22 protein-coding genes are annotated in these 24195 nt (G+C 32.6%); 14 read left to right on the plus strand and 8 right to left on the minus strand.

Annotation, left to right across the window (positions count from 1 at the left end; translation table 11 throughout):
• Positions 1–83 precede the first annotated feature (83 nt).
• Positions 84–908, minus strand: coding sequence for a dihydropteroate synthase (gene folP, locus ACQKCJ_RS12305; RefSeq protein ID WP_271335379.1), 825 nt, complete (start codon positions 906–908; stop codon positions 84–86).
• Between the two features lie 228 nt (positions 909–1136).
• Here folP and ACQKCJ_RS12310 point away from each other — a divergent pair, with 228 nt between their 5' ends.
• The 4 genes from ACQKCJ_RS12310 to tpiA all read left to right on the plus strand — a co-directional run bounded on the left by ACQKCJ_RS12310 (position 1137) and on the right by tpiA (position 4724).
• A complete protein-coding gene (locus tag ACQKCJ_RS12310) occupies positions 1137–1676 on the plus strand; it encodes a DUF1599 domain-containing protein (protein ID WP_271335378.1) in 540 nt (179 codons plus the stop codon).
• 62 nt (positions 1677–1738) lie between these two features.
• Positions 1739–2839: a BT_3928 family protein gene (locus tag ACQKCJ_RS12315; protein WP_427402102.1), complete on the plus strand. Its 1101-nt coding sequence runs from the start codon at positions 1739–1741 to the stop codon at positions 2837–2839.
• Positions 2840–3364: 525 nt separating this feature from the next.
• On the plus strand, positions 3365–3859 hold the full coding sequence (locus tag ACQKCJ_RS12320; RefSeq protein WP_271335376.1) for a TlpA family protein disulfide reductase: 495 nt from the start codon (positions 3365–3367) through the stop codon (positions 3857–3859).
• 112 nt (positions 3860–3971) lie between these two features.
• Positions 3972–4724, plus strand: coding sequence for a triose-phosphate isomerase (gene tpiA / locus ACQKCJ_RS12325; protein WP_271335375.1), 753 nt, complete (start codon positions 3972–3974; stop codon positions 4722–4724).
• 166 nt (positions 4725–4890) lie between these two features.
• Here tpiA and ACQKCJ_RS12330 read toward each other — a convergent pair whose 3' ends face one another.
• Both ACQKCJ_RS12330 and ACQKCJ_RS12335 read right to left on the minus strand, forming a co-directional pair.
• Positions 4891–7230 (minus strand): hypothetical protein, encoded by a 2340-nt coding sequence (locus tag ACQKCJ_RS12330; RefSeq protein ID WP_427402103.1) that lies wholly within the window; start codon positions 7228–7230, stop codon positions 4891–4893.
• Positions 7190–8326: a hypothetical protein gene (locus ACQKCJ_RS12335; RefSeq protein ID WP_427402104.1), complete on the minus strand. Its 1137-nt coding sequence runs from the start codon at positions 8324–8326 to the stop codon at positions 7190–7192. Before ACQKCJ_RS12335 ends, ACQKCJ_RS12330 begins: the two co-directional genes overlap by 41 nt.
• Before the next feature lie 113 nt (positions 8327–8439).
• On the opposite strand from ACQKCJ_RS12335, the gene prmA reads away from it, so the two are divergent.
• The 10 genes from prmA to ACQKCJ_RS12385 all read left to right on the plus strand — a co-directional run bounded on the left by prmA (position 8440) and on the right by ACQKCJ_RS12385 (position 16822).
• The gene (gene prmA / locus ACQKCJ_RS12340) at positions 8440–9273 is read left to right on the plus strand and encodes a 50S ribosomal protein L11 methyltransferase (protein WP_271335372.1); all 834 of its coding nucleotides are present in this window, start codon (positions 8440–8442) and stop codon (positions 9271–9273) included.
• Positions 9274–9418: 145 nt separating this feature from the next.
• Entirely contained in the window at positions 9419–9694 is a 276-nt protein-coding gene (locus ACQKCJ_RS12345; RefSeq protein ID WP_041517785.1) for an ATP-dependent Clp protease adaptor ClpS, read from the plus strand.
• A gap of 389 nt (positions 9695–10083) precedes the next feature.
• Entirely contained in the window at positions 10084–11355 is a 1272-nt protein-coding gene (locus ACQKCJ_RS12350) for a sterol desaturase family protein (RefSeq protein ID WP_427402105.1), read from the plus strand.
• A gap of 7 nt (positions 11356–11362) precedes the next feature.
• Entirely contained in the window at positions 11363–12052 is a 690-nt protein-coding gene (locus tag ACQKCJ_RS12355; RefSeq protein WP_427402106.1) for a lysoplasmalogenase, read from the plus strand.
• Positions 12053–12156: 104 nt separating this feature from the next.
• The gene (locus tag ACQKCJ_RS12360; RefSeq protein WP_271335369.1) at positions 12157–12609 is read left to right on the plus strand and encodes a 2-dehydro-3-deoxyphosphooctonate aldolase; all 453 of its coding nucleotides are present in this window, start codon (positions 12157–12159) and stop codon (positions 12607–12609) included.
• Positions 12610–12990: 381 nt separating this feature from the next.
• Positions 12991–13188, plus strand: coding sequence for a hypothetical protein (locus tag ACQKCJ_RS12365; protein ID WP_271335368.1), 198 nt, complete (start codon positions 12991–12993; stop codon positions 13186–13188).
• 10 nt (positions 13189–13198) lie between these two features.
• Complete coding sequence (locus ACQKCJ_RS12370) at positions 13199–13663, plus strand: hypothetical protein (protein WP_271335367.1); 465 nt, start codon at positions 13199–13201, stop codon at positions 13661–13663.
• 512 nt (positions 13664–14175) lie between these two features.
• The gene (kdsA, locus tag ACQKCJ_RS12375; RefSeq protein ID WP_271335365.1) at positions 14176–14994 is read left to right on the plus strand and encodes a 3-deoxy-8-phosphooctulonate synthase; all 819 of its coding nucleotides are present in this window, start codon (positions 14176–14178) and stop codon (positions 14992–14994) included.
• A 19-nt stretch (positions 14995–15013) separates the two neighbouring features.
• Positions 15014–15919 (plus strand): hypothetical protein, encoded by a 906-nt coding sequence (locus ACQKCJ_RS12380; RefSeq protein ID WP_271335364.1) that lies wholly within the window; start codon positions 15014–15016, stop codon positions 15917–15919.
• Positions 15920–16138: 219 nt separating this feature from the next.
• Positions 16139–16822: a YiiX family permuted papain-like enzyme gene (locus ACQKCJ_RS12385; RefSeq protein WP_271335363.1), complete on the plus strand. Its 684-nt coding sequence runs from the start codon at positions 16139–16141 to the stop codon at positions 16820–16822.
• 110 nt (positions 16823–16932) lie between these two features.
• Here ACQKCJ_RS12385 and ACQKCJ_RS12390 read toward each other — a convergent pair whose 3' ends face one another.
• The 5 genes from ACQKCJ_RS12390 to bglX form a co-directional block, all read right to left on the minus strand.
• Complete coding sequence (locus ACQKCJ_RS12390) at positions 16933–17457, minus strand: PsbP-related protein (RefSeq protein WP_271335362.1); 525 nt, start codon at positions 17455–17457, stop codon at positions 16933–16935.
• Between the two features lie 7 nt (positions 17458–17464).
• Positions 17465–18853 (minus strand): M20/M25/M40 family metallo-hydrolase, encoded by a 1389-nt coding sequence (locus ACQKCJ_RS12395; RefSeq protein WP_271335361.1) that lies wholly within the window; start codon positions 18851–18853, stop codon positions 17465–17467.
• 151 nt (positions 18854–19004) lie between these two features.
• Entirely contained in the window at positions 19005–20927 is a 1923-nt protein-coding gene (locus ACQKCJ_RS12400) for a discoidin domain-containing protein (RefSeq protein WP_271335360.1), read from the minus strand.
• A gap of 59 nt (positions 20928–20986) precedes the next feature.
• Complete coding sequence (locus tag ACQKCJ_RS12405; RefSeq protein WP_271335359.1) at positions 20987–21772, minus strand: glycerophosphodiester phosphodiesterase family protein; 786 nt, start codon at positions 21770–21772, stop codon at positions 20987–20989.
• 116 nt (positions 21773–21888) lie between these two features.
• A complete protein-coding gene (gene bglX / locus ACQKCJ_RS12410) occupies positions 21889–24189 on the minus strand; it encodes a beta-glucosidase BglX (RefSeq protein WP_271335358.1) in 2301 nt (766 codons plus the stop codon).
• Positions 24190–24195: the final 6 nt, after the last annotated feature.

A 24195-nucleotide genomic window follows, 5' to 3' on the forward strand; every position in this document is an offset into this window, starting at 1 on the left:
CAAACAAAATTGCCAATCTTTGTAGAGTTTCTCATGCGATTTCTCCCTTTGGTCGAAATGACAAACCAAATGAATTTTTCTAATTACCCATTTATTTTATTAAACAAAGTAATACATTCTACTGCCTCTTTTACATCATGAACACGAAGAATTTTAGCGCCTTTTGTCAAAGCAATCGTATTCAAAACCGTTGTACCGTTTAAGGCTTCCTGTGCAGAGTTATTTAATGTTTTATAAATCATCGATTTTCTCGAAACGCCTGCTAAAACTGGTAATTCTAAAAGATTAAAAACTTCCATTTTTTGTAAAACCTCATAATTCTGATCCGTTGTTTTCGCAAATCCAAAACCCGGATCAAGAATCAAATCATTAATACCTAAGCTTCTTGCCTTTTTTACTTTTTCAGAAAAATAGAAAAGCATTTCTTTTACGATGTCCTCATAATTCGTCAAACTTTGCATTGTTTGCGGATTCCCACGCATGTGCATCATAATATACGGAACATTATAATTTGCAATTATATCAAACATTTTATCGTCTAATTCGCCTGCAGCAATATCATTTATAATCGCTGCACCGGTTTCTATACTCGCTTTTGCAACGGCAGCCCTAAAGGTATCAATTGACAATAAAGCATCTGGAAAATGTTTTAAAATCACTTCGATTGCCGGAACAATACGCTCAATTTCTTCTTTTTCAGTAACAAATTCAGCACTTGGTTTACTTGAATATGCCCCAAGATCAATAAACGCAGCACCTTCAGACAACATTTTACCTGCTTGCGAGATAATATCATCTTCATTTTTATACTTTCCTCCGTCAAAAAAAGAGTTAGGCGTAACATTCAAAATCCCCATTACTTTAGGAATTGACAAATCAACAAGTTGCCCTTTGCAGTTAATCAGCATATGTTTTGTTATTTTTGTTTCAGGTTTCAAGTTTCAGGATAATCCAGATTGTGCAAGCTCGAACTTGAAACAAAGAAAACTTGAAACTTTTTATATTATTTTCAAGTTTCAAGTTCTTAGCATTAACACTTTGTTTAGAAAAAACTTGAAACAAAGAAAACCTGAAACTTGAAACTCTTTAATATTATACCTATTTTTGAATAAATTTTAGCAAATATACAGCAATAAATGAAGAATACTTCCCTTGAATATGATAATGTAATTACGGTTTGCCGCACTTTATTTATCAATAAAATGAAAGATTACGGCAGTGCGTGGCGAATTTTAAGATTGCCTTCACTAACGGATCAAATCTTTATAAAAGCGCAAAGAATCAGAAGCTTACAAGAAAACGAAGTTCGTAAAGTTGATGAAGATGAAAAAGGAGAATTCATAGCAATCATCAATTATTCGATCATGGCTTTGATTCAGTTAGAATTAGGAGTTGTTGACCAGCCTGATCTTGACGTAGAAAAAGCAACTGAATTATATGACGCTAAAGTTAAATTGACAAAAGAGTTAATGCTGGCTAAAAACCATGACTATGGTGAAGCCTGGCGTGATATGCGTGTGAGTTCCCTGACTGATTTGATTCTGCAAAAACTACTTCGAGTAAAACAAATTGAAGACAATAAAGGCAAAACTTTAGTTTCTGAAGGTATTGATGCCAATTATCAGGATATGATTAATTATTCTGTTTTTGCATTGATATTGGAACCATTAAAATAAAAAATTAGCCACAAGTTTTACGAATTAATTCGTGAAATTCGTGGCGAAAAAAACACAAAACCATGAAAAACATCATTACTCAATTTTCAAGATTATTTGTCGGCGTATTATTTATTATTTCGGGATTAATCAAACTAAATGATCCGGTTGGATTCTCTTATAAATTGGCTGAATATTTTAGTGAGCCGGTTTTCAATATGCCATTTCTAGAGCCATTGGCTTTAGGACTAGCCATCTTTTTAGTAATTTTAGAAGTTGTCCTGGGAGTTATGTTATTGGTAGGTTATAAATCGAAACTTACGATTTGGTTTTTATTGCTATTAATCGTTTTCTTTACCTTCCTAACCTTCTACTCTGCCTATTTTGATGTTGTAAAAGATTGCGGATGTTTTGGAGATGCTTTGCACTTAACGCCTTGGCAATCCTTTTCGAAAGATATCGTATTACTATTCTTTATTGTGATTTTGTTTGTCAATAAAAAATTAGTAAAACCTTTATTCTCCAATACTGTTACAAATATCAGTACTCTTGTAAGCATTATTTTATGCGTTTTTATGGCAGTTTGGGTTTTAAATCATAATCCTATCAAGGATTTCCGTCCTTATAAAGTAGGTACAAACATCGAGAAAGGAATGGAAATTCCGGAAGGTGCGCCAAAATCTGTCGTAGAAATGACTTTTATCTATAAAGTAAATGGTGTCGATAAAGAATTTACAGAAAAAGACCTGGCAAATATTCCGGAAGGCGCGGCTTTTGTCGACAGAAAAGACAAAGTAATTACTGAAGGTTATATTCCGCCAATTCACGATTTTACTATGGTAAAAGACGATTCTGACTATAAAGAAGAATTATTAAAAGAACCTAAATTATTAATTTTTGTAACTTATGACCTGAATTTATCTCATCCTGATGGAATGAAAAAATTAGAGGGTTTAAGTAAAGCTGCAAAAGCAAAAGGATATAAAGTAATTGCAATGACTGCTTCCGGAGCAGATGAAATTGCAAAAGCAAAAAAACAATATGGTTTAGATGTTGATTTCTATTTCTGTGATGCAACAGCATTAAAAACTGTAGAAAGAGCTAATCCGAGTATTGTTGTGGTACAAAACGGAACTATCATTCAAAAGGTACATTACAACGATACTGATGATTTGAAATTGTAATTTTTAAATAAGCATAAACGCTGATAACGCCAATTTTTCTATTAATTAGTTGAATTGGCGTTCGTGTTTGAAGTCCTGAATATTTCGTAAAGTAAATACAAAACCAGCTTATTTGTTTTTGTTTAATTTGTTAATACGATATCCAAAAAATCAACTTAACCCTGAAATAATTAAGAAAATTACTGATGACTTTTTTATACAGATCTGACGTTTTTTTGCTAGTAAAATCATTCCGTAAATAAAAAAAATGTTTGTTTTTCTGTCTATCCAAAAGTTTATTTCTAAAAAATCCTGTTTTCACGACCTACTATTACGATTTCATTTGGCTTTTTTTAACCTATAATTCTTGTTTTGTTATAAAATAAAGGAGTCTTCAAATTTTGTTAATCTCCATTTCTCATTCGATTTGTTTGTTTAACTTTGTTGGAACTCTTTTTTTATAAGAAATCGTTATGATTATAAATCATACTATTTGTTTAGATAAAGACAGTTAAATCCAAAATTAAAAACAAATTTTATCTACCTATGAAACAAATAGCACTGGTTGTAATTGCATTTATTACGTTTTCATGTTCACAAGCTCAGAAAACAAGTTTTTCTAAAGAGGCATTATCTGAGAAATTATTAGCGACTGATGATAGTCAGGTTACTTTTAAAAATATTTTAAAGAAATACAAAGGCAAAACCTTAGTTATTGAAGTTTGGGCTTCGTGGTGTGGTGATTGTGTAAAAGCTATGCCACAATTTAAAGAACTTCAGGCAAACAACCCTGATGTTTCATATCTATTCCTTTCTGCTGATAAAACAGCTGATAAATGGAAAGCCGGAATTGAAAAACACGAATTAAAAGGGGATCATTTTATGATGAATGATGGTATGAAAGGCGTTTTTGGAAAAGCAATTGATTTAGACTGGATTCCAAGATATATTATCATTGACAAATCCGGAAAAATTGTATTGTACCGTGCTATCGAAAAGGATTTTGATAAAATCAATGAAACTTTAAAAAGCCTGAAATAAAATTTTCAATTACAATTACAAAAAGCAATGACAACGACAATATCAAAATTTAATGTCATTGCTATTTTAAAAGAATAAAAACAAAAAAAAGAATAAAATAAAAACTACCAAAATGAGAAAAAAAATTGTTGCAGGAAACTGGAAAATGCATAAAAACGCAGAACAAACTGAAGAATTATTAAGCGAATTAATTGCTAAAATACCAGCAAAAACTACTGCACAAGTTATAGTTGCTCCAACATTTGTAAACTTACAAGCAGCTGTTTCTAAATTAAAAAATACAACTATCGCAGTTTCTGCACAAAACGTTCACCAAGCTGAAGGCGGTGCTTTTACCGGAGAAATTTCTGCAGATATGTTGACTAGTATTGGTGTAAATACAGTAATCCTTGGTCACTCTGAGCGTAGAGCTATTTTTCATGAAACTGATGCATTAATCGCTAATAAAGTAGATACTGCACTGAAACATGACATGACAGTTATTTTCTGTTTTGGAGAAGAATTAAAAGATCGTCAGTCAGGAAATCATTTCAATATTGTTGAAAATCAATTGCGCGACGGATTATTTCATATTGCAAAAGAATCATGGTCTAAAGTTGTTTTAGCTTACGAACCAGTTTGGGCTATTGGAACTGGAGAAACTGCTTCACCAGAACAAGCACAAGAAATGCATGAATTTATCAGAGAAACTGTTCGCAAAGCTTTTGGAGCTGATATCGCTGACGAAGTTTCTATTTTATACGGTGGTTCTGTTAAACCGGACAATGCTAAAGAAATTTTTGGTAAACCAGACGTAGACGGTGGTTTAATTGGTGGTGCTGCCTTAAAAGCAGACGATTTCTTAGCTATTGTAACTGCTATTTAGATTTTAGATTTTAGATTTTAGATTTTAGATTTTAGATTTTAGATTTTAGATTTTAGATTTACTATAAAAAAAGCGTTCGTTGTGCGAACGCTTTTTTTTATACCTCTTTGTTTTACCCAAAGCCAAGCTTAAATTTTCTGATATCCCTTATGGTTTAAAAAAAAATTTAGTTTATAAATGCTCTTAACAATGGGCAATCGTACTTTTTGAATGTTGGTGTTGTTTTATAAAGAGAATAGAAATTGTTGAGTTCCTGCCCTGTTTTAAACGGATTCTTTTGTTCTTCTTCGGCAGAAACAATATTAGTATAATGATTGTAGTAGTTACATTCGAAAATCATCAAACTGGCAAATGCTTTTTCATTATTATTTTTAGACATTTTCAAGGCTTTCTCATAATACAATTTTGCCATGGTTAAACCATAATAATTACCTTTCTGATATGTTTTTTCATAATCAGAATTGTCTCCGTAAACATAATCTATATACGATTCTCCAGATGTCCAATCGTACGCCACCATCATCCAGGAATTCCCCAGATAAGAAACATTAAAATAAGCATGTGCCAATTGCAAATTACTTGCCGCCGTATTTTGTTTCTTTAACTGAATCAATTTGGCAATAAACTCCGTTTTATTAAAACGATAATCAAATTTTCGTTCCTTCTCTTTTTGCAGGATTTTAGGCATAAACGGGTTTTCATTTAAATAATCCTTAAAGGAATAATTCTTCTCCCAGAAATCTTTTGGCATACTCGAAAAGGTTTCATAAGCCAATTCTAAATTGTTATTTCTAAAAGCAATTGTGCCTTTTAAGTCTTTGTAGTAATTTATATTTGGTGCTATAGTTCCGGAACAGATGTATTTTTCAAACGGTGTTTTTTCTTTTTTCTGCTGCAAAGCAATCAAACGATCTATATCTTCTGTAGTTGCGCTTCGATCAAAATAGCCTATATAACTGTAAAAATAAGGTCTGTCATAAGCTGAATATTCTCCTTCATTTTTGTGGTCAGATTTCATCATTAGTAATCCTGCTGTAATACGATCGCCTTGTTTATAGAAATCTGCACTTGCAATGCGATACAAACTGTATAAATTCTTGAACAATCCATAATCTGTTTCAACCAGACTTTCAACGGAATCAAAACACTTAAAAAGTTGGTTTTGAACTTTCTCACTTTTCAAATCATCTTGTTTTAGCGAAACTAAAGCCAATTGAATATTTTTTTGCATTTGTATTGATGCGTTTGCCTTGTCAGAAATCATATTGGTATATTTTTTACCCAAATCAATTTCATCATCCATAAAACAAAGCTGTGCAATTGCCGCCGTAATATAGTCTTTTTGCTCTCCCGAAGTTTGTTCACGAATAGAAATTAAGAAATATTCTAATTCTCTTAAATATAAAATATCCTTACTTAAGTTTTCGTCTTTTGCCTTAGCATAATCTCCATACCAGTCTGTTCCTTCAAATGTAACCGATGGACTTCCGTAATTGGTATATTGTGGTGTAAAAATCCAGTCTTCGAGTTTGTTGACTTCTCTTCCTATCAAAAAGCTCAAATTAATACTATTCGGGCTTAGTTTGTAAACTTCTTCTATTGTTTTTAAATCAGGCGCTGGATTACGAAAACTTTCTATAGATAGAATTACACTTCTTTCCTGGTCATTCTGGGCCAAAGCCAAAGTTTCTTCGGTTAATTTCCAATTATAATGTTGCAAAACGGCGAAGGATTTTTCTTCGCAAGAATCAAAAACTTTACTCAATAAATAGTTCTGCAATGGTAAATTGTCGATACCTAAAGCTTTATAATACAAAGCCCAAGGCTCTAAAATAGTATTTTTATTAGTGGTAAAATAAGTATCGTATAAACGAGTCACGTTATTTGGATTCTTATCATAAAAATTAAATCGTAAACTTAAAAACGCATATCGCTGTTTTAAGAACGGATCTTTGGCTGATTTTATCCTTTCATCAAAATCATTATAAACATCTGCCAATCTATTTATTTTACTATTATAACCAATTTGTTCCCATGATTCCCATTTTACATCTTCATTGCTATTATATTCCAGTTTTTTTGCAAACAAAATATATTTTAAAAATGCTTTATTTTTAGGCAGCAACAAAGCTTCAACAAATGTATTTTTTTCGAAGGCCCTCTTTAATGTTTTAGTTTCATAAGCCGTTTCAAATTGTTCCCCATCTGTTTCATACAAAATGGTATGCACATCTTTTGTGTCTATTTGATTTCCTAATTTTTTCTTCCATTCTACACAATTCAATTCCCTGTCAACACTAGAAAAAGTATTGGTCCAGTAGTAAGAATCTGCAGAATAATAAAACGGAGTCAGTTTAAAAAAACCTTCACGTTGTGCTTTGAACAAAACCAAACGACTGGTTTCAGCTGAAACGCTCCAGCCACAGGCAAAAGAAACCTGAAAGCATAAAACTAAAAGTAAACTGCTAAAAACGCGCATAATAGCTGGATATATTTTGGGTTCCATAATCTTCAATGTATTTTTTATCAAAAGAGAAAAAAGTTATTCTGGTTTGATTATCAATCTTAATTTTACTTTTTACAATCGAAATCATTTTCTCAAGTTCTTCTTCCGAAATCTTCTCGATCCTGATTTCATCACCATTCCGCAAATACGTTTGTTCTACTACAACATCATCTTGCAAAACATATTTGGTATCTGATACTTTTTTTAGTTTAATCGTATCATTTCTTAATTCATCATAGTCTGATAAAATTCCTTTAAACTGATTTCCCCTAAAAACAACAGCCCAACTATATAACGGCAATGCAATATCCAGTTTTAATTTATACTGATCGTGTGTAATGTATTGTGCCAGTTCCTGACTTGTCCCAATCGAATTTTTAGTTTTAAAATCTTCCGGTTTTGTCAAATTATAACACATTAACAAACCTTTGTCTACTGGCGGAATTCCTGCTTTTGATGCATATTTATATTGCCAGAGTCGGATTGTAGCCGAAACTTGTGCCGTTGGAAATCCTTTTTTAATTTGTTTTAGTAAATAAAAATAATTGTTCTTCGATTTTTCTGTCCAGTCACAATCGATCAGAACTTCTTTAAAATCAACTTTTAATTTCGCAAGTTCGATCGATTTTACAGAATCATAATTCATGCTTTTATAGTTTTCCTTTTTATAGTAATCTTTTGGATATACAATTCCATTGGCAATCTTATCGGCCTTGGTTCCATTCATTTTTTCACCAATTTTCTGAACACGCTGTGCAATTCTGGCTGCCAGGCTGTCCAATTGTTTTTTATCAGATCGCAAAACAACTTCATTGGTAATAAAAATACTTGGCGTAATATCAGGATTACTTTCACTCAGTCTGATATTCCTGATTGTAGCGACCGGCAAAGGTTCTTTGGCATACGGATTCCAGTCGACATCAAAAAAACGAACATACATATGTTTTACATCTAAATTCCTGATTAAAGAATCATCTTCTTTTTCAAAATTCAAATCCGTTTTCCAATAACAAAAAGATCGCACTACACCATGTTCTTTCTCACAAGTTGCTCCGTTTAGTACCACAAAGAGCAAAATAAAAATGATATTCTTCATATTCAAAAAATACTTACAAATTTGAATCAAAATTAACATTAATAATTATTAGAATATGATTTATTTATGAACAACTTCTGCTTTGGATTCTTACCTTTGCAAAAAATTTTTTTATGTCAAATATATATTTAGGATACCATTTTACGATTGAACCAAAAGAACCGGGTTCAGAAATTTTAATTGCTGAATTAGGAGAAAAAGCGTTTGAGACTTTTACAGAAACTGAAAACGGAATTTCGGCGTATGTGAAGAAAGATTTATGGGATGAAAATATCCTGGATGACATTTATATTTTAGAATCTGAAGAATTTAAAATTGAATATACTATTGAAGAAATCGATCAGGTAAACTGGAACGAAGAATGGGAAAAGAATTTTGAAGCAATTGATGTAGACGGAAAATGCCATGTTCGTGCTCCATTTCATCCAAAAACTGATGCGGAATTTGATATTGTTATCGAACCCAAAATGAGTTTTGGTACGGGTCATCATGAAACAACATACATGATGATTCAGCATTTATTAGAAATGGATGTTAAAGGTCTTAAAACTCTTGACATGGGTTGCGGAACTGCTATTTTAGCGATTCTTGCTGAAATGAAAGGTGCTGAGCCAATTGATGCTATCGACATTGACAACTGGTGTTATTTGAATTCTATCGAAAATGCAGAACGCAATAATTGTAAACATATTACCGTTTACGAAGGCGATGCAGCTTTGTTAGCCGGTAAAAAATACGATTTGATCATTGCAAACATCAATCGTAATATTTTGTTGAACGATATGCAGCATTATGTTGATTCTTTAAATAAAGACGGCATAATATTATTTAGCGGTTTCTATGAAGAAGACATTCCTTTTATTGATGCTTCCTGCACAGAAAAAGGGCTGACATATGTTAAAAAGTTTCAAAAAAATAACTGGGTTTCATTAAAATACGTAAATTAGATAGTTGATTATCTGAAATTTAAGTAGCTCACAGATTAAACTGATCAAACAGGTTAACAACTAATTTAGCTTTATTAAAAGCTGTTTAATTGTAAATCTTTGACAAAGAAAATTAGTAATTACAACAGTACAAAAACCTAAAAACATGAGTACTAAAGAAAAAGTAAGAGAAAGAGTCCGCGAAAAAGAAGCGACAAGTTTCAATAACGAAATCATTGTTTATAATGACGATGTAAACACTTTTGATCACGTAATTGACACTTTGATGCGTGTTTGCAGTCACACGCCTGAACAAGCAGAACAATGTTCCTTAATTGTACATTACAACGGGAAATGCACCGTAAAAACGGGGCCAATGGATAAGCTTAAACCTCAATGTACACAACTTCTGGAAGCTGGACTAAGCGCCGAAATTGTTTAATTGCAAATCATAAAAAACAAAGACATTCTATTTTATTCTGGTTGGGATAAAGTAGAATGTTTTTTTTATAGCTATATTAGAAAAGTCAATCCCTCTTTTTTTTATTAATAACTGCCTGCAATGCCAATAATCAGGTCATTTTAGAATTAAAATATAATTCTTTTAAGATAATTAAAAAGGTGGTTAAATTTGGAATTAAGAATCAAAAAACACCAAAATTCTATTCAGTCGTTTTTTCTAAAGAAAATAAATAACTGCTTTTTTTTAAAATACGAATTGCAACTTTCGACTCAGATTAAACCGAAAATTGTATTTAACTGTTTAATTTTTCAATAATTTAAAAAACATTCTATTTTATTCTATATTTGAATAAAATAGAATGTTTTTTTATGGAGGAATATGGAAAAATATTGATCATCGTTACGCCTATTTTTTTAGTATTAATTATAATCGAAAAAATATACGGCATTTACAAAAAGGACGATACCGCTCCTTTGATAGACAGCGTATCGAGTATAAGTTCCGGAATTACCAATTCTGTAAAAGATGTTCTGGGATTAAGCCTGACTTTTATTTCTTATGAATGGATGGTTTCTAAAATTGCAATCTATCATTTAGAAGCGAACGTTCTATCCTATTGTATTGCCTTTTTTGTCATTGATTTTTATGGTTACTGGAGCCATCGATGGGCTCACCAAATTAATCTTTTCTGGAACAAACATGCGATTCATCATAGCAGCGAAGAATTTAATCTTGCCTGTGCTTTGCGTCAGCCTATTGCAAGTTTAGCCAATCTATTTACTTTTTTATTGATTCCCGCAGCAATATTGGGTGTTCCTGCGACTGTAATTGCGATTACTTTACCATTGCACCTCTTTTTACAATTTTGGTATCATACCAAACACATCAAAAAAATGGGATTTCTGGAATATATTCTGGTTACTCCCTCTCATCATCGTGTACATCATGCCATCAATCCGGAATATTTAGATAAAAACCATTCGCAGATTTTTATCTTTTGGGACAAATTATTTGGTACTTTTCAAGCTGAATTAGAGAATGTTCCGCCCGTTTTTGGTATTACCAGACCAGCAAATACCTGGAACCCTATCCGAATTAATTTTCAACATTTAACCTTATTAATTAAAGATGCATGGAGAACTGAAAATTGGAAAGACAAATTTACCATATGGTTTAAACCAACTGGTTGGCGTCCTGAAAATTTTGACGAAAAATATCCGGTAACAAAAATTGATAACGTTTTTGATTTTCAAAAATATGGAACACAGAATTCTCAGAAATTAATTTACTGGTCAGTTATACAAGTTTTGGTTACATTGTTGTTTGTCACTTATTTATTTGATAATATTGCTACAATTGGTTTGCCAAATATTTTCATCTATGGCTTATTTATCCTGATGACAATTTATAGCTATACCGAATTAATGGATAAAAGCAGATTTGCTATTTTTTGGGAGGGTTTACGCTTTGTAGCTGCAATTGCAATTATGGTGTATTATGGCGATTGGTTTGGCTTAAATCATACTTTTTCTATGAGTAATTATATTATTTTAGGTTACTTAAGTATATCTTTTTTGATTACGATTTATTTTGTAACTACTGAATTCAAAAAACCAAACAACCAAATAATAAATTCATAAACCAGTTATGAGAAATACTATCTTTTTTAAAATCTATATTTTTTTGAGTGTTCTGTATCTCATTTTTTTGTTGACAGGGCATGAAAATTTAGATTTATTTTTAAAACCTGTTTTAATTCCGTTCTTGGGATTTGGGGTCTATTTTCATCGAAAATTTCCTTCAGGGAATATACTATTAACAGCTTTGATCTTTTCCTGGATTGGAGATGTTGTTTTACTTTTTGCTGATATTGCAGAGATCTATTTTATTCTGGGATTAGTTTCTTTTTTAATTGCTCATATTGCTTATTGTGTGCTTTTTAACAAGCAGATTACAGGAGAAATTCAGATTAATAAAGTACTGTTTGGAATTGGAAGTCTTCTAATTGCTTTCTACTTAATTGCAATGATCACTATTTTAATGCCAAAATTAGGTGAGTTAAAAATACCTGTAATTATTTATGCAGCGGTAATTTCTACAATGCTTTTATTTGCATTTAATGGTTATTTAATTTGGAAAAAACCTGCGGCTTTATATATTTTTCTTGGCGCTGCTGCATTTGTTATTTCTGATAGTATTCTGGCATTCAATAAATTTCATGCAACGATAGAAAGAAGTTCGTTTTTTATTATGTTAACTTATCTTGTGGCACAATATCTGATTGTAGTAGGTATTTTACAACTGAACAAGAAAAAAGCAGATGCGCCCACAATTTAGCTGATAAACAGATTTACATTGATTTTTTAATCACTAAAAATTCATGAAATCCGTAACAAAAAGAAAAAACGCTTTTACCTTTGCAAGACCAAATATTTTAAACCATGAAAAAAAATGCCCTTTTTATCATTCTGTTAATCACTGCTGCTTCTTGTGTGAGTACAAGATCTACTTTGAAAAATGTAGATAACAATGCGCCTGATTTAGTTCTAAAGAAAGACAATACATTTTTAATTACTCTTTTTAGCAGCGATAAAAAATACGGTTACAATCCGGATTATCCAATAAATATTTTTTATCAAAACACAAGAAACGAAGCCTTGAATGAAACTCGTTTTCTAAATGCTTTAGCCGGACCAAACGGAGAAAAAATCACCTATACCCGTCTAGAAACCTGTTGTCCTTTCCCTACCAAGCGAAGCGATATGGGTGCCGGATTCCTGAATGTCTATGAACTAAAATGGGAAGGTCAAAAGAAACCTGTTACTCTTTATTTGAATGTTTACGAAAAAGGAATTTTAATGGTTCCGATGGGATTGAGTTTGAAAAAGGAATAGTATAAAACTAAAATTATCTGCTTTTATAAATTCCAATCTTAATAGTCTATTGCTGCTATAAATTTGCTTTTTATTTTTTATCAAAATCTTGTCTTATTGTACTGCTATAATAACCTATTATGATACTTGAAAATGAAATTATGAATTACTTTTGCCATTGCTGGCACGAGAAATTCGTTCGTGTTAATAAACTGGATAAATTTATCTGTACAAAGAATAAGAACATGAAGTTTTTAGGAACAAAAATGAATTAAAAAAATAAATGCTATGCCTGGAATAACACCTTTACTTTTAATTCTTCTTCCAATATTATTTCAAATTATAATTGGCAGAAAAGCAATTGGCGAAACAATATCATTAAAATTTAGAACTGTTTGTTTTATGAATTTCATATTACAGATTATCTTTTCTATTCTCTCTTTTTATGCTGCTTCTTATAATATGCAAACCCTTAACGGGCAAAATTACAGATGCGGAATGTGGATTGTTGGGTTTATTGGACTTTTGCTAATTTCCTCTTTCTTATTGATTGCAACAATGATTATACAATACTTTATCAAGAGATCTTACCAAAATTAAGTAATAATATATGATTAAAACTAAAACGGCTTTTACCCTTTTTTCCATTTTAACTATTATCATATTCCCATATTATATAATCTATGTCAATTCAGATATCTTATCTTCTATAATTCCCGGCTGGAATACTACTATTCTTCCAGTAAGAGTTGCTTCACAATTAATTAAGTTTATTACCCTTTGCATTGTAAGCTTTTATTATTACAAGCTTTCCAGAAATAGTATAAAGATCGATTTAAAAAAAATTTTACTCCATTTATCACTGACACTTCCAGCTATTTTGGCTGCAAAACTAAATGTATATCATTTGGTCGAAATGAATTTATACAATCCGGAAAGTTTCTTGTCACAGATTCAAATGGTAATTTATATTAATGTAGTACTCAATATCCTATTTTTCACGGGTCAGATTTTATTTGGTGCCTACTATTTTAGACACAGAAAAAACAGCAATTATCTAGCTATAAAAAAGTAACTAAACAACCTATTTACAACATAATAGCAGCTACAAATCATGATGCGATTTATCGAACTAAAAGCTTTTTTTAGTTTAAGATCTTGCCCTTACAGGTTTTAAAACAACAATCGTTTTTTGATAACGCCATACTATTACCAAGACTCTTTCAGAATAATTTTCAAGCAATTGCTTTTCTAATAATATGATAAATATCATTTAGCAGTTTTTTGCAATATCTTAATATTGCTCCTAATTAAACATTTATGATTGTAGATAAACTTACACGGAAATCGTATAATTCTATTAAAGCTTCCAGCCCCCGATAGAAGCGGAAATCATTTTTTGAGAAAGCCTTTTTTTTTCTGGTTTTTGCAGAGCGACTAAAGGAAGCTCCCGCAAAGGCCAAGAAAAAAAAGGGTTTAGAGAAAAGCATTACAGCGGATAGCAGGATTGGCTTCTTAAAATAATCTTAAATCTTAATCTCGTATTCATAAATCATAACTACCTTTGCACTGTCAAAAAATCATATTATGAACATACAACATATTCCTCAAATTAAGCATACTGAAAGTGGTAACTTCTTTTTATTGGCGGGACCTTGCGCTATTGAAGGAGAAGAAATGGCTCTTAGAATTGCTGAAAAATTAGTTGGTATTACCGACAAACTTCAGATTCCTTATGTATTTAAAGGATCTTTTAAAAAAGCAAACCGTTCGAGAATTGATAGTTTTTCCGGAATTGGTGACGAAAAAGCATTAAAAATTTTAAGAAAAGTTTCTGAAACTTTTCACGTTCCAACGGTAACAGATATTCATACAAATGAAGATGCTGAAATGGCAGCGCAATACGTTGACGTTTTACAAATTCCTGCATTTCTTGTTCGCCAGACTGACCTTGTTGTTGCTGCGGCTAACACAGGAAAAGTGGTAAACTTGAAAAAAGGTCAATTTATGAGCCCTGAAAGCATGAAACATGCTGTACAAAAAGTATTGGATTGCCACAACGAAAATGTAATGGTTACGGATCGTGGTACTATGTTTGGCTACCAGGACATGATTGTTGATTTTAGAGGAATTCCTACTATGCAACAATATGCATCTACGGTTCTTGATGTAACGCACTCGTTGCAACAACCTAACCAAACTGCCGGTGTTACGGGCGGAAGACCTGATATGATTGAAACTGTTGCTAAAGCGGGTATTGCTGTGGGTGTTGATGGTATTTTTATCGAAACTCATTTTGACCCTGCTAACGCAAAAAGTGATGGTGCCAACATGTTACATTTAGATTATTTTGAAGGCTTAATGACCAAGTTAGTTGCCATTAGAAAAACAGTTAACTCATTTTAAATTTTTAATACTATTTTCATTGAAAACAAAAATTTTATTTTTCTTTCTGATGTGTGTTTCTTTAAACACTTTTGCTCAGGAAGAAATCACAGTACAAAGATATACAGCTCATAATAAAGGAAAATTTTTCGTTTCCTGGGGAGGTAACAGAGATAGTTATACTAAATCTGATGTAAACTTTAGAGGTAAAGATTACAACTTTACGGTTAATGACATGAAGGCTCATGATAAACCAAAAGGATGGCATCTTGACTATGTAAATCCTGCAAACATGACAATTCCTCAGACTAATTTTAGAATGGGATATTTCATTAGCGATCACTACAGTGTTTCTATTGGATGGGACCACATGAAATATGTAATGACTCAGAATCAAACAGCTAATGTTAATGGTTATATTAATTTACCTGCTGATCAGGCTGGATCTTATTATAACGGAGATTACAATAATAGACCTGTAGATATGTCTCTAAATGGTGCTCAGGAAGGCGGCTATGATAAAGGTACTGCTCAGGGAAATCCTCCTGCTTTTTTAATGTACGAACATACAGATGGTTTGAACTATATTAATACTGAGGTTTCAAGACATGATGATATTTCTAAATTGTTTGGCATTACTAATACTGACAAAGTACAAATTAATCTAACTGAGGGTTTAGGTGCAGGGCTTTTATATCCTAAAACCAATACCACTCTTTTAGGAAAGGAACGTCATGATGATTTTCATATTTCAGGATATGGTTTATCTGCAAAAGCGGGTATTAACTTTACTTTCTTCAAATATTTCTACTTGCAAGGTGAGCTAAAAGGCGGTTACATCAACATGCAGGACATTAGAACTACAACAAGCAGTGAAGATAAAGCTTCGCAGGACTTTTTCTTTTTCCAGAGAATTATTGCTGTAGGAGGGATTTTCAGAATCTAATATCTCATAAAACATATTTAAAAAATAGTTATCATTTTGGTAACTATTTTTTTTTGCCTTTTATTTGTTATCATTAATTAGTTGCCAACAGATTTTACGGATAAAACTGATTTACACAGCCTTTTTTGAATAACGATGTATTTTTAATCCAGCGAAACCCCTTATAACCCGTTAAATCTGTGCGCCATTTTTGACTTTAAAAGAACACTAAATATAAACATGAAAAAATCAAAATATCTATTTGTCGGAATTACATTTTTATTGAGTTTTAGCTGTGCTTTGTTTGTTGCGATGCAGGTTTTTCCCAATAATCCGTTTTCGGGAACAAAAACGAAGACAGCAACTACTTTGACAGATAAAGTTCAGGATGGTGATCTTATATTTCAAACTTCGGAATCAAGTCAATGTGAAGCGGTTCGAATTGCGACAAACTCAAAGTTTTCCCATTGTGGGCTTATCTATAACATCAACGGAAACTGGTTTGTTTTTGAAGCCGTACAGCCTGTAAAACTGACTCGCCTTGAGGATTGGATCAACCACGGAAAAGATCAAAAATATCTGGCAAAAAGATTAAAAAATGCGTCAACCCTATTAACTCCGGCCACACTGCAAAAAATGAAAGATTACAGCCAGCGTTTTATGGGCAAAGAATATGATGCCTATTTTGATTGGTCTGATACAAGGATTTATTGCTCTGAACTGATCTGGAAAATCTATAAAAATGGTGCTAATATCGAATTATCAAAACTAAAACAACTGAAAGATTTTAATCTGACTGATGCAAGAGTAAAAAAGGTATTAAAAGAAAGATATGGAAACGATATTCCGCTTGAAGAGAAAGTTGTTGCGCCTTCTGATTTAGTCGATTCTGATTTACTGAAAACTGTAATTGATACGTATTAAAATTAATTGCCCGCTGATTTAACTGATCTGACAGATTAACGCAGAAAATGTAATACAAAAAAAGCGATGAGAATAAACTCATCGCTTTTTTATTATACTTATTTTTTATACTATCTTATGTCAAAATTTCCATATATATATTGATAAACTGGCATATATGACAAATATTCATCGGGGTTAGAACAAAATGTCAGAAGAAATAAATCAGAACCTTTTACAAAATAATATTGAAGAATAGTGGCAAATCTTCCATCATCTAACATTGTTTTATAAACAATTTCCTGACCTGTTACATTATTTTTTATAACTTTTCTATTCGAAATAATTTCGTTAGTAACTCCAATTCTTCTGTCAATTATCTTTTTGAGCATTTTAGGTTTAATGTTAGAATAACCCATATCACTAATCCTTAAACTAATATTTTCAATAAAATTATCATTCGGAGAACTTTTTTCACTCAATAATATAAATGATTTTTGAAGTGAATCTGTTTTTTTAAGATACCAATTGGAAGGAAACAGTAGGGAATATTTTTTCTCACTAATGTATAACTTGTCATAAGCATTTTCAGCATTCTGCTGACTGTAACAAAATGTTACAAAAAACAAAAAACCAAGTTCAAAAAACCACTTCATAAACACCTTAGTTTGCCGTTGGCAAAACAATTCCGTTTTGATCCATTAGATATAGTAATGATGTCATTGTTGCAGCCCCAAGTTCTAGTTCTCTCTTATTTATTGCGTCAAATTTATCATTTGCTGCATGGTGATAATCGAAATAACGTTGTGAATCTGGTTTTAAACCTGCTTTAACAATCGCTTTAGACGTTAAATGACCAATATCTGAACCTGCGTGCCCAATTGTAAAACTGTGCACTAAATAAGGCTCAAAAAGAGGCGTATAGTCTTTTATCTTTTTATAATTCGTGTCATCAGCTTCTATAGAAAATCCTCTTGGGCTAAATCCTCCTGAATCACTTTCCAGAGCAAAAATATGATTTTCGTTATTTTGTTTAGAAACTTCTTCATATTTTGCTCCGCCTTTTCCGCCATTTTCTTCATTCATAAACAAAACTACACGAATCGTATTTTTAGGTTTGTAGTTTAAGTTTTTAAGAATACGAATTACTTCCATACTTTGCACTACTCCTGCTCCATCATCATGAGAACCATCGGCTAAGTCCCAGGAATCTAAATGTCCGCCAACAACCATAATATTTTGTGGATTAACTGTTCCAGTTAATTCTCCAATTACGTTATGAGATAAAACATCCGGCAAAGTCTCGCAGGATTGTTTGAAATAAAATTTTAAAGCAGGATTCGCTTTTAAAGACTTACTTAGCAATTCGGCTCCATTTGTACTAACAGCAGCAGTTGGAATATATTCTTCTTTTGGCAAATCGCCATAACTTTGAGCTCCCGCATGAGGAAAATCATCTAAACGTAAATTCATCGAACGAACAATAGATCCTACAGCACCAAGTTTAGCGGCTTCCTTTGCTCCTGCAAATCTTTGATCTACACAAGCTCCGTACGAAACAAAAGTTTCGATATTTTCAGGATTCATTGGTCTGTTAAAAAACACAATTTTACCTTTTACTTTAGATCCTAAAGTTTTTAATTCCTCAATACCTTGTACTTCTACAATTTCTGCTGTAAGCCCGGTTTTTGCAGTTGCAATCGAGCCTCCTAAAGCGCAGATTGGCACATTTGTTTTCACTTTTCCGTCTAAGATATAGGCGGTTTCTTTTTCGCCGCGAACCCAATGTGGTACCATAACTTCTTGTAAATACACTTTATCAAGTCCTAATGTTTCCAACTGTCTTTTTGTATATTGTACGCCTTCTTCAGCACCTTTAGAACCTGACAAACGGCTTCCGATATCGTTAGACAAATATTCTAACCAACTATAACATTTTGCCTCGGTCAGAGCTTTTTTATAGAATAATTTAATGTTCTTTTCTTCATTTGACTGTGCAAAAGAGGTCAATCCGCTTAAGACTAAAGCAGTTATAAGAATCGTTTTTTTCATTGGGTTTATGACGTTTTTTTGGGTTGTTACGCAAAGGAACAAAATTCTTTAGAACTGCCGGAGTTTCTCACTCAATATTCTCACAAAAAAAACTCTAATTACAAACCTGTTCGTTTATAATTAGAGTTTTTATCATTTTAATAAAATAAAGCTATTTTACTTCGATAATCTTATTCTCTGTTCCAATTCCATTTTCATTAAAAGCTTCGATAGTAAAGTAATACTTTGTTCCTTTGTCTAAACCTCTAAAATCATACGAATTATCTCCATACACCATAATGGCATTGTATAATTTATCAGGCGTGATACCGTAATAAATATTGTAACCAATGGCATCCGCTTGTTTTTTCCAGGAAATCATAGCATTTCTTGAATCTGTTTTATTTCGATCTACTTTAAGCGAGTTAACAGCTTTTGGTTTTTCTAATAATCCATTACCAAATACTCTGAAATCAGAGATCGCAAACAATCCAGATGCATTATGAATATTTTCCATTTTGATGTAACGTGCTTTAATTGCTTTCGTTAACTCTACATAATCATGAGGAACATCTTTGTCATTTTTAGATTTATCGACTACTAATGTCCAGTTCTGCGCATCATCAGACATATAGATTTTATATTGATAATAAATATCCATTGCTTTATTAAACTGAGTCGCTTTATGATCTGCATAATTAATCTGCAATGCCTTAATTTCCATTGGTCGGCCTAAATCCATCTGAAGCCATTCTCCGGCATCAGCTGTTTTAGCAGACCAATAGGTTTGAATATTTTCATCGGTTAAATTTTCAGCACCGTAGCAGAATTTCTCGTATACTTTTTTACCGCCATTATCCATTCTGTGTGTTTCCACTTCCATACATTCTTCAGAAGAAGAAACTGTTACCGGTTTTTTATACGAAAGTAACATCCATCCTGATGAAGCTCCTTTTGTCTGATCACGCTCTTGTGTTGGCAATACAATTGGAAAATCGCCGTAAGAAGTGATAGAATACATGACATCATCTTTATCAAATCCCGCAGGAAACATATCGATACGGCGCTCAAAACGATCTTTTATCGAAATTTTGCAAGTCCCGGTATTCCAGTAATTGCCAAAATTATCAGCAAAAGTATTTCCGTGTCCTGCTCCAATTACAAATCCTCCCGGTTTATATGACATTGGATTGTGTTTTTGATATTCAAAAGGCCCTAGCGGACTATTACCAACGTGAACTCCATTTGCATATCCTTTAAATTCAGTCGCCGGAGCACCATATTGCATATAATATTTTCCGTTGTGTTTGGTCATCCATGCACCTTCTATAAAATCACCCCAAGGTGCAGGTTCCATATCATTGTTAGGTCCAAAACGTTCCCAACCGTGGTTTTTAGGATCAAGTCCCACTACTTCTTTAATTTGTCCGTACGGACGCTGAATATCTTCTACTTCAGTTGCAGCGTATAGCTTTGCATAGTCTGCCTGATTACCTATTGGCAACCACGTTTTATAATCTACTTCGGTACCAACAAGAGGTAATTTTCCGCTTGAACCGTAATACATATATACTTTTTTATCATCATCCTGAAAAATAGCAGGATCCCATGTTGGCAGCATTGCTTTGTCTACGTGCCTTGTCCATCTTCCTGATTTAGGATCAGCTGTTTTCCAGATTGGGTGATCTTTCTTCCAGGTTGAACCTACATAAAATAAGGTATCATTTACAACCCATGCCGCAGGTGCGCACTGATCATCATCGCCCGGCTGTCTTTGAAAACTTCCATAAACGAAATTCCAATCTGACATATCCTTGCTCCAAAAGAAACCTGCCTGATTGGTAGCAAATAAATAATACTCGCCCTTGTAAGTAATAATTACCGGATCTGCACTTGAACGGCGCGATTCCGGAATTCCGTTATGATTATGAGTGGTATAATTGTACCCAATATTAATTGGATTACAGTAGGTTGTAGCTGTTTTGTTAGGATCAAACCATTCTGTTTTACCCGGAATACTGGATTTTTGTGCCGAGATATTGGTATTAAATCCTATCAAAAGCAACAAAAGCGATAGAGACGATAGTTTATACATTTCTTTTATTTTTTGTTTTTAAAATTAGATCTCATAGTTTAAAATCTAATTCTCACTCTTTATTCTTTAATCTTTAATCTTTCGTTTAATAATTCAGGTTCATTGGTGGTGATATAATCGAATTTGTTTTCGATAATCCAATCCATAACATCAGCATCATTAACGGTCCAGACATTCAGGGTAATATTGTTGTCTTTTGCTTCTTTGATCCATTCAGGATGTTTTTGAAAAAAAGAATAATGATAATCAACACCTGAAATATGGTCTGAATTTACTTCTTTTGGAGATTTATTACCTTCAAGATATTGCAAAGAAGTTCTTTGATCTACTTGTCTGATTTGCTTCAGTATATCATAATCAAAACTAATGTATCCGGTAATTTTTTCGGCCTGAAGCTTTTTGATCACTTCAACCGTTTTTAGCGCCGTCGTTTTTCCTCTTTCTTTACTTATTTCCGAAGGTTTTATTTCGCAGACCAAAAGAGTGTGTTTATTGTTTCTTTTACCTTCTGTAATATATTCGTGTAAGGTTGGCAATTTCTCCCCATTCGAAAGTTTAAATTTTATTAAGTCTGCATAATTTGTTTCTTCAATAAGCAGTTTATTATAATGGGCATCATGATTGATTACAAGAGAATCATCAGCCGTTCTCCAGACGTCAAATTCTGAACCGGCAAGTTTTAGATCAATAGCATGCCTAAGGGAAGCTATTGAATTTTCTGGCAGGTTATTTTTTTTCCAGGCTCCGCGATGCGCTACAACAACATCTTTTTTTGCACTGCAAGAGGAGAAAAGAGCTATTGTCAGTATTAAAAAAAATGCACCGGATATTTTAATTGTGTTCATTTTATAAAAATTAAAATTTATGATCTATAGAATTTACTTACAAAAGACAGACTAAAAAGCTAAAAAAAGGCCCTCCGAACTAACTACGGAGGGCCAATCAATAATAAATAAACCAACTATTTAGTTAACTCAAAACTAACTTTCTTATCGGCATTTGAATTTCCTCCAACGAAAACATCAAAATGTCCAGGTTCTGCTACGAATTGTAAATCAGAATTATAAAATTTTAAATCTTCAACTGTGATATCAAAAGTCACGGTTTGTTTCTCCCCTTTTTTAAGTGTAATTTTTTGGAAATTTTTCAATTCTCTAACTGGTCTTGTTACTGAACCTACTAAATCTCTGATGTATAACTGAACAACTTCTTTTCCGTCATAGTTTCCTGTATTTGCAACATCAACTGTCACTTTTAATTTTCCTGCAGGATTCATTTTATCAGATGAAATTTTCACATTTGAATACTCAAAAGAAGTATAACTTAAACCGAAACCAAATGGGAATAATGGCTCATTTCTCTCATCGATATAGTTAGATCTGAATTTTTCGAATTTACCTTCTGTGTTAGAAAGTGGTCTTCCTGTATTTTTATGAGCATAGTAAATTGGCAATTGACCAACACTTCTTGGGAAAGTTGATGTTAATTTTCCTGAAGGATTTACATCTCCAAATAAAACATCAGCAATAGCATAACCTGCTTCGCTACCTGCGAACCAAACATTTAAAATTGCAGGAACAGTTTCGTTTTCTTCTTTAATCACTAATGGGCGACCATCAAATAAAACTAAAACAACTGGTTTTCCTGTTTTCAATAATGCGTTTAATAAATCTTTTTGTGCTTGTGGAATTTCTAAATTCGTACGGCTGCTTGATTCTCCACTTAATTCAGCAGATTCTCCAAGTGCAGCAACAATTACATCTGATTGATTAGCCACTTGTAAAGCTTCAGCTAATAATTCTTCTTTTGAACGGGCATCACGGTGTAACGTTTTACCAAACATGGTTGCGTTTGTCTCAAAAGTTTCATCATAATCTAAATTACTTCCTTTTGCATATAATACTTTCGTAGATTTTCCTGCTACTTCTTTGATTCCTGCTAAAAGTGAAATAGCATTTTCCATTTTTGTAGCTACACTCCATGTTCCGGGCATATTTTCTTTAGCATCAGCCAATGGCCCGATTAAAGCAATAGTTCCTGATTTTTTAAGTGGTAAAACCTGCCCTTGATTTTTTAATAAAACCAATGATTGTGCTGAAATTGATCTTGCTTCTTTTCTGCTGCTTGCAGTAAAGATCTCCGTTTTTGCTCTGTTAGCATCACAATATTTATAAGGATCCTGGAACAATCCAAGGTCATATTTAGCCTCCAAAATAAGTTTAACAGCATTATCGATTGTTTCGATAGTTACTTTCTTCTCATCTAATGATTTTTTCAAAGTAGTTAAGAAACCTTCTCCAACCATATCCATTTCAACACCAGCATTTAAAGACTGCGCAGATACCGCTTGTAAATCTCCCATTCCGTGTTCGATCATTTCAGGAATTCCTGTAAAATCTGTTACTACGAATCCTTTAAAGCCCCATTCTTTTCTTAAAATATCTGTCATTAACCATTTGTTTCCTGTTGCGGGAATTCCGTCTACTTCATTAAAAGAAGCCATAACAGAACCTACACCAGCGTCAACAGCTGCTTTGTAAGGAGGGAAATAATCGTTGAACATTCTGATACGACTCATATCAACTGTATTGTAATCACGACCACCTTCTGGAGCACCGTATAAAGCGAAATGTTTTACACACGCCATGATCGAATTATTTTTTGTAAGATCATGTTGTTGGTATCCGTTTACCATCGCAGTTGCAATTCGGCTTCCTAAGTAAGGATCTTCTCCTGAACCTTCAGAAACTCTTCCCCAACGAGGATCACGAGAAACATCAACCATTGGAGAGAATGTCCAGTTGATACCATCAGCACTTGCTTCCTGCGCTGCAATTTGAGCACTTCTTTCGATCAATCCCATATCCCAAGTACAAGATAATCCTAACGGAATTGGGAATGTTGTTTCGTAACCGTGAATAACATCCATTCCAAAAATCAATGGAATTTTCAATCGGCTCTTTTCAACAGCTATTTTTTGTACTTCTCTAATTTTTTGAACAGATTTTATATTGAATAAACCTCCTACTTTTCCTTCAGCAATTTTCGTAGCCACATCAGAACTGTTTGCTTGTCCTGTAGTAATATCTCCAGAAGTTGGTAAATTAAGCTGACCTAATTTTTCATCTAATGTCATTTTCGACAATAACTCAGCTACAAACTCTGACCTTGGTTTAATTTTTACTGCGTTTTTAGTATTCTTTTTCTGGGCATAACCCAAAACAGCACATCCTAAAAATAGTAAGACTAATTTGTTTTTCATTCTATT

It is taken from the genome of Flavobacterium sp. NPDC079362 (genome assembly GCF_050267765.1).
GTDB lineage: Bacteria > Bacteroidota > Bacteroidia > Flavobacteriales > Flavobacteriaceae > Flavobacterium > Flavobacterium azizsancarii.

Excerpts from the sequence above, each read along its gene's own strand:
- ACQKCJ_RS12395 (WP_271335361.1), bottom strand. The coding sequence starts at position 18,853 with ATGAAAAAAACGATTCTTATAACTGCTTTAGTCTTAAGCGGATTGACC.
- ACQKCJ_RS12385 (WP_271335363.1), top strand. The coding sequence starts at position 16,139 with ATGAAAAAATCAAAATATCTATTTGTCGGAATTACATTTTTATTGAGT.
- ACQKCJ_RS12310 (WP_271335378.1), top strand. The coding sequence starts at position 1,137 with ATGAAGAATACTTCCCTTGAATATGATAATGTAATTACGGTTTGCCGC.
- ACQKCJ_RS12405 (WP_271335359.1), bottom strand. The coding sequence starts at position 21,772 with ATGAACACAATTAAAATATCCGGTGCATTTTTTTTAATACTGACAATA.
- ACQKCJ_RS12330 (WP_427402103.1), bottom strand. The coding sequence starts at position 7,230 with ATGGAACCCAAAATATATCCAGCTATTATGCGCGTTTTTAGCAGTTTA.
- prmA (WP_271335372.1), top strand. The coding sequence starts at position 8,440 with ATGTCAAATATATATTTAGGATACCATTTTACGATTGAACCAAAAGAA.
- ACQKCJ_RS12345 (WP_041517785.1), top strand. The coding sequence starts at position 9,419 with ATGAGTACTAAAGAAAAAGTAAGAGAAAGAGTCCGCGAAAAAGAAGCG.
- ACQKCJ_RS12335 (WP_427402104.1), bottom strand. The coding sequence starts at position 8,326 with ATGAAGAATATCATTTTTATTTTGCTCTTTGTGGTACTAAACGGAGCA.
- ACQKCJ_RS12400 (WP_271335360.1), bottom strand. The coding sequence starts at position 20,927 with ATGTATAAACTATCGTCTCTATCGCTTTTGTTGCTTTTGATAGGATTT.
- folP (WP_271335379.1), bottom strand. The coding sequence starts at position 908 with ATGCTGATTAACTGCAAAGGGCAACTTGTTGATTTGTCAATTCCTAAA.
- ACQKCJ_RS12390 (WP_271335362.1), bottom strand. The coding sequence starts at position 17,457 with ATGAAGTGGTTTTTTGAACTTGGTTTTTTGTTTTTTGTAACATTTTGT.
- ACQKCJ_RS12365 (WP_271335368.1), top strand. The coding sequence starts at position 12,991 with ATGAATTTCATATTACAGATTATCTTTTCTATTCTCTCTTTTTATGCT.
- ACQKCJ_RS12355 (WP_427402106.1), top strand. The coding sequence starts at position 11,363 with ATGAGAAATACTATCTTTTTTAAAATCTATATTTTTTTGAGTGTTCTG.
- kdsA (WP_271335365.1), top strand. The coding sequence starts at position 14,176 with ATGAACATACAACATATTCCTCAAATTAAGCATACTGAAAGTGGTAAC.
- tpiA (WP_271335375.1), top strand. The coding sequence starts at position 3,972 with ATGAGAAAAAAAATTGTTGCAGGAAACTGGAAAATGCATAAAAACGCA.
- ACQKCJ_RS12350 (WP_427402105.1), top strand. The coding sequence starts at position 10,084 with ATGGAGGAATATGGAAAAATATTGATCATCGTTACGCCTATTTTTTTA.
- bglX (WP_271335358.1), bottom strand. The coding sequence starts at position 24,189 with ATGAAAAACAAATTAGTCTTACTATTTTTAGGATGTGCTGTTTTGGGT.
- ACQKCJ_RS12315 (WP_427402102.1), top strand. The coding sequence starts at position 1,739 with ATGAAAAACATCATTACTCAATTTTCAAGATTATTTGTCGGCGTATTA.
- ACQKCJ_RS12370 (WP_271335367.1), top strand. The coding sequence starts at position 13,199 with ATGATTAAAACTAAAACGGCTTTTACCCTTTTTTCCATTTTAACTATT.
- ACQKCJ_RS12320 (WP_271335376.1), top strand. The coding sequence starts at position 3,365 with ATGAAACAAATAGCACTGGTTGTAATTGCATTTATTACGTTTTCATGT.
- ACQKCJ_RS12360 (WP_271335369.1), top strand. The coding sequence starts at position 12,157 with ATGAAAAAAAATGCCCTTTTTATCATTCTGTTAATCACTGCTGCTTCT.